The sequence below is a fragment of the Mesorhizobium sp. ES1-3 genome, assembly GCF_020164795.1.
In the GTDB taxonomy this organism is placed as follows: domain Bacteria; phylum Pseudomonadota; class Alphaproteobacteria; order Rhizobiales; family Rhizobiaceae; genus Mesorhizobium.
In genome coordinates this window covers 1-6,646 of sequence record NZ_JAIUGW010000053.1, presented here as the reverse complement: position 1 = coordinate 6,646, position 6,646 = coordinate 1, and the positions used below count along the sequence as shown (strand labels likewise).

Below are 6,646 nucleotides of genomic sequence, written 5' to 3'. Positions count from 1 at the left end.
TCGCGCAGCCGCCCCCAATCCGTTGTCCCCACTGCCGCAGAACCCTCTCTGCTAAAGATCTGCCAAAGTAGTGCTAGGGCCTTGCAGAAAAGTTGCTGCTATCGACCGCAGATGGAGTCGAGGTGACGGCTGATACGATCACTCAATGTCAAATGCTTCGGCTTTGCGTTTCCGCCCGGTGATCATCGCCCGAACCAGGTTTTCGCGATGGCGAAGACTTGCCAGCGCCACGCCGGCAATGTGGAGGAACACGAGCACGAGCAGGCCGTGCGCGGCCAGGCTGTGCGCCGCCTCAACCCACGACACGCCGAAATACGCGTCCGTCGTCATCATCCACCCGGTAAGCGCGGCCAATCCCATCGCGGCGATCAGCACGACGGCCATCGCGCCGCCGGCCGGATTATGGCCGATATAGCGGGCTTCGCGTCCGCCGAGCATTGCGGAGAGATAGCGCAGCACTGTCGCGGGATGACGCACGAATTGCGAAAAGCGTGCATAAGGCGTGCCCACGACGCCCCACACGAGCCGCATCGTGACAAGCGAGGCGGCGGCGTAGCCGGCCCAGTGGTGGATGTCCTCAAAGGAATGGGCCGTCAACCAGGCGATGGCGAAGCTTAGCACCAGCGCCCAATGGAAGCCGCGCACAAACCGGTCCCAGACGCGCACCACACCCTGAGATGATCGCGCCTCAGCGGGTGCCGGCAAGGCTCGATCAGTTTTCGCCGGCTTCGGCATTGTCGAGCTTTTCAAGGGTCTCGGCATTGTAGGCAACGTTGACCTTCTTGCCGGCCTTGTCGACCGCATAGACCTCGTAGCAGCCCTTCTCGGTCTTGATCTGGCGGACGTTGAGGCCTTCGCCTTTCAGCTGCGCCTCGAGCGTCGTTTTGGGCTGGAACTTCGATTTCGCAGCCGTGCTGCAGTTGCCGGCCGCCAGGGCGGGACCGGCGATCATGCCCGCGAGGGCGGCGAGAACGAGAGTGCGATACATGACGTCTCCATTCGGAAGCTTGGGGGAAGTTGCAGTGCGATTGGTATTTCGACCGATAGGCCATAACGGCTTGGGGCCGTCATTGCCGTGGGATAGCGGATCCAACCTGACAAGTGGCTGACAGCGGTCGGCAGGCAAGCAGCAGTATCGGCCAGTTGGTTTGATCTGGCGCAAAGACGATCATCAATATTTCTGAGCGGGATAGCGAAGCCCCGGTGCCGGCCCGATGCCGCCGCGCCACCGGGCATCAAATGGCAAGATCCAGCAGCCGATCTCGATGACCGCGACAGCCGCGAGATGCCCCACCCGAGCAATCGATGCGAGCGCTGTGCCGCCGACGAAGGTTACGAATTCCGGAGCTATGGAAACCGATGTTTACCCTGACGTCCGAAGAGACTGGTGATAGCTGTGGCCCGCATTTTGGCGCTCCCGCGACAATCCTCATCGAGGGTCGCTCCGGCACTTTCCGATGTCTCTCTGGAGAAATCTCACGTCAGATGGCGGCCATCTAATATCGCACCGACTAAGGATCGCAAAGCGTCGAGCACCATTTCGGGGGGACATCCGCACTCACCGGACAACGGACCTTGGCCCCGACTGGTGTCCCCTCTCAGTTGCACGGTGACGCATCGCCGTCCTGATGACGGCAAAAAGCCCCGTGGACACACACCAATGATGTCCCTCCTGGCAATTCGACAAGAGACTGTCGGCAAAAAGTCAGCTTACTGGCAACTTTGTCACGATAGCCGACTGGCAGTTTAGAGCTCCAAATGAGAGATCGATCATACAATGCCGCGCGGCGTAAAAGGCAGCATCCAAAGCTTCTTTCGCAGGCGGTTCCCAAAGGCGTTACCACGTCACCATAGATCTGCGGGAAGGGCGATCCAAATAGCCTTACGCCCGTAGCACGACACGTCGACGCTGCCGCGCGGGCGAAGGCATCTCGATCCGAGCAGTAAGCCGCTCCTAGTAAGCGTGCGCTTGGCACTGGAGGGAAAGAGGGTTCGATGCAGTACATGCCGAGTCCGGGTCAGGAAATCCGCTGGCGAAACATTCCACTTAATCTTTGTTGATCCAGCATGCCGCCATTGCCCCCGTCTCTCGCTTTGCGGAGCGCACCAAACGACCTCTCGAAAGGGCTGATCTGGCCGAAGGACGGCTGAAGCCTCGAGCGCCTGTGCCGCAATGGCGCGGCGCGCGTTTCTTCCCCTGGGCCAAGCCCATTCCTCGCGCAACCAAGAAACACGCGCCTGCGCCATCCTTCGCTTTGCTGCGGTCGCAAGCGATGCGGCGGCGGTCGCCTCCGGCCTCACGATCGCCATCGAGGTCGCATGGTGCGGGCTCGGAAACGAAGAAAACGGAGACTGAAAATGGCTACCATCGGCACTTTCAAGAAGACCAATGCGAACGAATTCACCGGCGAGATCGTCACCCTTAGCGTCCAGGCCAAGGGCGTGCGCATCGTCCCCGACACCCGGGCCAGCGGCGAGAACGCCCCGAGCCACCGCGTCGTGGTCGGCAAGGCCGAGATCGGCGCCGCCTGGTCCAAGCGCTCCAACGAGGGCCGCGAGTATCTCGGGCTCAAGCTCGACGATCCGAGCTTCACCGCTCCGATCTACGCCAACCTCTTCGCCGACGAGGAAGGCGAGGGCCACAGCCTCATCTGGTCCCGTCCAAACCGCCGCAACGGCGAGTAAGGTCGCAGACGCCTCGCCCGGTACCGGGCGAGGCGTCTTCTGATGGTGACCGCGGAAGCGTTCCGCGCCGCCGGCCGCCATGACGGGCCCTGTCTTCGGATGCGTTGCTGGATGCGCGATCGCGTGAAGATGGTTGAGCGCGGCTACCCCCAATTGCTGCGCGCGCCAGCGCCACTCCCGAAGGCTGTTAGCGGTGCGAAATAGCGCCCCTCAATTGCGCACCTGATCGCCGTCCTCACGCTCCTCCATCCTGGCCGTCAATCGCCGTTCAATCGCAACGGCCGGAAGGAGACACCTCATGAACGCCGACGCCGCGCCATTGCCGCCGCGCTACCTGCGCACTTCGGAAGCTGCGCATTTCCTCAGTCTTTCTGCGCGCACGCTGGAAAAACACCGCACCTATGGGACCGGGCCTGCCTATCGCAAACTCGGCGGCCGCGTCGTCTATGCCGTCGACGACCTCCAGGCCTGGGTGCAGCGCGGCGCGATGTCGTCGACATCCGATCCGCATGGCTCTGTCCTGCCAGCCAAGCCTCAGGCCGCCCGCCTGATCGCCTATGCCGGGCGCGAGAGGCGCTGAGCAAGCTGATCTCCCCTATGTCTGGACGCACACGCCAACCGTCGGAACGCGGACAGCTTGATCTGTTCCACGCGTTGCCCGGTGTTGTCGCGCCACGCGATGCGCAGGACCTCATGGCCTATCCCTTCTTCTCCCTCGCCAAATCCAGGCGCATCGCACCGATCGACTTTCGCGCTGGCGATGTGGCTATCCGGGTCGAAGCGATGCCCGATCACGGCATGGCGACGATCTGGGATGCCGATATCCTGATCTGGGCCGCGAGCCAGATCGTCAGCGCGCGGGACGCCGGATTGCGCACATCGCGCCTGATGGCCGCGACGCCATATGAAATGCTTACCTTCATCGGCCGCGGCGTCTCGAAGCGAGACTATCAGCGCCTCAAGGCGGCGCTCGACCGCCTGCAGTCGACAAGCGTCCTCACCTCCATTCGCCAGCCCGCGGAAGGCCGTCGCCATCGCTTCTCCTGGATCAATGAATGGCAGGAGCGCTCGGGTCGAAACGGCCGCCCGCTCGGCGTCGAACTGATATTGCCCGATTGGTTCTATCGCGCCGTCATGGACGACGCGCTGATCCTGACGATAGACCGCGCCTATTTCGGACTGACGGGCGGCCTGGAGCGTTGGCTCTATCGGCTGGTGCGCAAGCATGGCGGACGCCAGCGTGCCGGCTGGCGTTTCGATATCAGGCACCTGCATCGGAAGTCCGGCAGCCTCTCGCCGCTCAAGCGCTTCGCCTTTGAGCTGCGCGAGATCGTGCGCCGCCAACCCTTGCCGGGATATCTGCTGTTCACTGAGGTCGAAGCGAGCGGCCGTGTGTTGTTGGCTTTCGAACCGGTGCCGACGCCTGTTGACAGGATCGTGCCATCGGGAACCCGAACTATCGTGCCATCGGCAACCGCATCCTCGTGCTTTCGGGAACCGCGATCAGCCCTAAGCGACGGGTCCGAAACGGAAAATCGCGCTCTTAACTTAGAGTCTAACTCTCAATCTAACAGTCTTGCGCGCAAGCCGCGGACTGAGGGTGGACAGCAGATGCGGCGGTGCGAGGGAGACGACACATGACGCCGTCTTCCCAATCGACGCCGCGCGGCGACCTCACGACGGTCGAACTGATCTGGATCGAGAAGCGGATCGAGCACCGCATCCGCTTCGGACGTCCTGCCGATCAGACGATCATCGACCAGCGGCGCCGCGTCGTCACATTTGCGCCGGGCAGTGTTTTTGCGTTCGTGCGTTGGGCGGCGAATGACTTTGGCACCATCGTTTCGCGCATCGACATCGTGCGCGCCGTCTTTCCCGCTGAACCATATCAGACGCTGCCTTACATCCGGCCAGGCGGCCAGATCCTGCTCAAGATCGCAGGCTGGGACAAGGTTGAGCGTGTTCTCCAACTGATCGATGCGATCGAGGCGATCGGCCTCGATCCGGTCGAGGCCGCCCCTGACTATTGGCGTCAGACCCACAACCGCCTGGTTGCCGGTGGAACGCCGCGCGCCTATTCGCTCGAGCAGCACCGGGCCTTTCTGTTGCGCAAGCGAGCGACATCATGAGCCGCGCCGCTTGCATGGCCGCGACGCTTGCGGCCGTCGTCGCGATGGTCGCTCCGACGGCCGTGGAGATGCCGCCGCTGCTGCTATGGAACGCGTCGGCCAGCGCACCCCTCGGACTCTATGGGATCCGGAGAATGGCCGTTCCGACGGCTGGTGCGCTCGCCGTCATCGAACCGCCAGAGACGGTCGCCCGGTTCGCCGCCAGGCGCGGTTACCTTCCGCTCGGTGTGCCGATGCTGAAACACATCGAGGGGCTTCCCGGACAGGAAGTCTGCCGCGTCGGGCGCGTCATCACGGTGAACGGGCTTGCGATGGGTGCTGCACTTGAGCGCGACCGCAACGGGCGGGCGCTGCCTGACTGGCAGGGCTGCCGCATCATCGCCGCCGACGAAATCTTCGTCATGAACGGGAAGGTCGAGAACAGTCTCGACGGCCGCTATTTCGGCCCTTTCCCGGCGAGCTCGATCGTCGGACGCGCGCTGCCGCTCTGGACCGACGAGAGAGGTGATGGCCACCACACCTGGCTCGCAATTCAGCCCAGCCAACAACAGCAAGGAGATAGTCCATGGCCGAGATCGGCGTCTTCCAGGAAACAGAATCCGGTTACTCCGGACGCATTCGAACACTGCTCGTGGATGCCGAGCTGGTGCTTGTCCCGATCAGGACTTCCGACGGCAATGCGCCGGATTTTCGCATCCACATCGGCGATGGCAGCGGCCCCGAAGTCGGCGCGGCCTGGAAGGAAACCGGACAGACGGCTGGGGACTATCTATCGTGCCGATTGGAGGACCCGCTGTTCGGCCGGCGCTTTCGCGCCACTCTTTTCCGATGCGATGACGGCTCCTGGTCGCTGCGCTGGATGCGGCCGAAATCACGGCCGGAGCGTGCTCGATGAGTGGGCCATCGGCGCCGAAATGTGCGCACGATTCCCGCCCCGTCCGTTGGTTGCCCACGCGGCGTGAAGCACTTTGCCTTATCGGTGGCATGCTGATCTTCTGTCGCACGATGACGGGGGCCGCCGGACAATCGGCGCCGGTTTCCCGCAAATCCGCGCATGATCCTTATGCCGCGCATATCGCCGAGGCGTCGCATCGCTTCCGCATTCCTCAGCGCTGGATACGGGCAGTCATGCAGCTGGAAAGCGCCCGCGACCTGCGCGCCCTGTCCCCAAAGGGGGCCGTGGGCCTGATGCAGATCATGCCCGGAACCTGGGCCGAGCTGCGCCTTCGTCACCAACTCGGCCGCGATCCCTATGATCCGCACGACAACATCCTTGCCGGCACAGCCTATCTTCGCGAGCTGTATGATCGATACGGTTCACCGGGCTTCCTGGCCGCCTACAATGCCGGGCCAGGGCGTTACGAAGCCTCCTTGAAGGGCCTTCCGCTGCCGGCTGAGACCCGGGCCTATGTTGCGAAGCTTCGCCCTTTCTGGGGCGGCGGTGATGCGCCCGGCTTGCTCACCGCCAGCCATGCAAGGGCCGTCACTTGGAGGGCCGCGCCGCTGTTCATAGGGCGGCCGGCTTCTGAGGCCGGATCCGATCTCGCGTCCTTCAAAGGCGCATCCGGCGCCGTGCCGCCGACACTTTCGGTGCGCGATCTGTTCGCGGCCGGTGTGCACGCCCGTGAGCTCTTCCCCGCGTCCGAAGCCGGAACGCCGTCGCCATGACGGCGAAATTTGCAAATCGTGTCCTGGCGTTGTCCTGGACGTCAGGGCGAACGAATGGGGGAGGGCACGAGGCAACAACCGAGGGATTGCCGCCCGTAATCGGGGCGGGCACTTGGCCGAGAGGAAAAGCGGTGCGTCGGCCGCAGCTCAACTGGCGACCGTCG

At 63.4% G+C, this 6,646-nt stretch carries 8 protein-coding genes and 1 pseudogene; 7 read left to right on the top strand and 2 right to left on the bottom strand.

All coding sequences use genetic code 11. The annotated features are described in order from the left end of the window. Positions 1-138: 138 nt before the first annotated feature. Both LB536_RS30765 and LB536_RS30760 read right to left on the bottom strand, forming a co-directional pair. Positions 139-735 (bottom strand): cytochrome b/b6 domain-containing protein, encoded by a 597-nt coding sequence (locus tag LB536_RS30765; protein WP_224599104.1) that lies wholly within the window; start codon positions 733-735, stop codon positions 139-141. Continuing rightward, positions 713-988 carry a PepSY domain-containing protein gene (locus LB536_RS30760; RefSeq protein ID WP_224599102.1) on the bottom strand — a complete coding sequence of 92 codons (276 nt, stop codon included), beginning with the start codon at positions 986-988 and terminating at the stop codon, positions 713-715. Before LB536_RS30760 ends, LB536_RS30765 begins: the two co-directional genes overlap by 23 nt. Before the next feature lie 1,370 nt (positions 989-2,358). Here LB536_RS30760 and LB536_RS30755 point away from each other — a divergent pair. The 7 genes and pseudogenes from LB536_RS30755 to LB536_RS30725 all read left to right on the top strand — a co-directional run bounded on the left by LB536_RS30755 (position 2,359) and on the right by LB536_RS30725 (position 6,482). After that, positions 2,359-2,685 (top strand): DUF736 domain-containing protein, encoded by a 327-nt coding sequence (locus LB536_RS30755; RefSeq protein WP_224599099.1) that lies wholly within the window; start codon positions 2,359-2,361, stop codon positions 2,683-2,685. Between the two features lie 298 nt (positions 2,686-2,983). After that, positions 2,984-3,265, top strand: a complete 282-nt coding sequence (locus LB536_RS30750) for a helix-turn-helix transcriptional regulator (RefSeq protein ID WP_224599097.1) — start codon at positions 2,984-2,986, stop codon at positions 3,263-3,265. A gap of 17 nt (positions 3,266-3,282) precedes the next feature. After that, complete coding sequence (locus LB536_RS30745) at positions 3,283-4,326, top strand: replication initiator protein A (RefSeq protein ID WP_224599095.1); 1,044 nt, start codon at positions 3,283-3,285, stop codon at positions 4,324-4,326. Then, complete coding sequence (locus tag LB536_RS30740) at positions 4,323-4,814, top strand: DUF2840 domain-containing protein (RefSeq protein ID WP_224599093.1); 492 nt, start codon at positions 4,323-4,325, stop codon at positions 4,812-4,814. The genes LB536_RS30745 and LB536_RS30740 overlap by 4 nt, the downstream gene beginning before the upstream one ends. Further along, a pseudogene (locus tag LB536_RS30735) lies at positions 4,811-5,344 on the top strand (S26 family signal peptidase); the annotation flags it as partial. The gene LB536_RS30740 and the pseudogene LB536_RS30735, both read left to right, overlap by 4 nt. Before the next feature lie 35 nt (positions 5,345-5,379). Next, on the top strand, positions 5,380-5,709 hold the full coding sequence (locus LB536_RS30730; protein WP_224599091.1) for a DUF736 domain-containing protein: 330 nt from the start codon (positions 5,380-5,382) through the stop codon (positions 5,707-5,709). Next, complete coding sequence (locus LB536_RS30725; protein WP_411966615.1) at positions 5,706-6,482, top strand: lytic transglycosylase domain-containing protein; 777 nt, start codon at positions 5,706-5,708, stop codon at positions 6,480-6,482. The genes LB536_RS30730 and LB536_RS30725 overlap by 4 nt, the downstream gene beginning before the upstream one ends. Positions 6,483-6,646 lie beyond the last annotated feature (164 nt).